The sequence below is a fragment of the Vibrio sp. Vb0667 genome (assembly GCF_033391095.1).
Genome location: NZ_JAWPOL010000309.1, coordinates 1 through 1,135 on the forward strand (window position 1 = coordinate 1; position 1,135 = coordinate 1,135).

At 47.3% G+C, this 1,135-nt stretch carries 1 protein-coding gene; it reads left to right on the forward strand.

The annotated features are described in order from the left end of the window. On the forward strand, positions 1 to 1,069 hold a 1,069-nt coding region (gene rodA / locus R8269_RS25500), incomplete at its 5' end, for a rod shape-determining protein RodA (RefSeq protein ID WP_318222949.1). Positions 1,070 to 1,135: the final 66 nt, after the last annotated feature.

Consider the following 1,135-nt stretch of genomic DNA (forward strand, 5'->3'; position numbering starts at 1 on the left):
CTTTCCAAGAATCGATTTGCCACTTTTGATGGCGATAATTACGATCATGTTATTGAGTTCGCTGACGCTATGGAGCGCCAGTGGCTTCGATGAATCCATGCTCTTTAAACACTTAGCCCGCTGCGCACTGACACTGGTGTGTATTCTGGTTATGTCATCCATTCCAGCAGCCAGTTATCAACGCTCGGCACCGTACTTGTATTTTGTCGCCGTGTCGTTACTGCTGGCCGTCGCGCTGTTTGGTGACAGCACTAACGGTTCACAACGATGGCTAGATATCGGCTTTTTTCGTTTTCAACCTTCGGAATTAATTAAGCTGTCGATTCCGATCATGATCGCTTGGATGCTGCATCTGGAAGGCGGCAGACCTGACTTTCGTAAAATCGCGCTTTGTTTGATGATTACCTTGGTTCCCGCCGGGTTGATCGCTCTGCAACCCGATCTGGATGGTGCGATCTTTACCGTGATCTACGCACTATTCGTGTTATTTTTCGCGGGTATGAGCTGGAAAATCATTGGTGGATTTGTGGTGAGCGTTCTAACGCTCGCCCCGATTCTGTGGTTTTTCGTGATGGAAGCCTACCAAAAAAGCCGTGTGACTCAGTTCTTACACCCAGAATCTGACCCACTTGGCTCTGGTTACCAAATCATTCAATCGCTGATTGCGATTGGTTCGGGCGGTATGAAAGGCAAAGGTTGGATGAATGCCACACAAGGAACACTGGGCTTTATTCCAGAAAGTCATACCGACTTTATCTTTTCAACCTATGCGGAGGAATGGGGGTTCATTGGCTGTGTGGTATTGCTGACGCTATACCTATTTATTACAGCACGGGTGATGTTGCTAGCATGCCAATCTGAGCACTTTTTTAGTCGCTTAGTCAGTGGCACCTTGGCGATGAGCTTCTTCCTCTACGCCTTTATTAATACTGGAATGGTAAGTGGATTGTTGCCAGTGATGGGAAGCCCGCTTCCATTCTTTAGTTACGGCGGAACAGCCATGCTGACACAGGGCATCTGCTTTGGCGTAATCAGGTCTCTGTGTTACTCCAAATACCGTAATACTTAGCGTTACTCGCAATATTTAGCACGATCAAAAAAGGCTTCCCTCGGGAAGCCTTTTTTACAACAACGA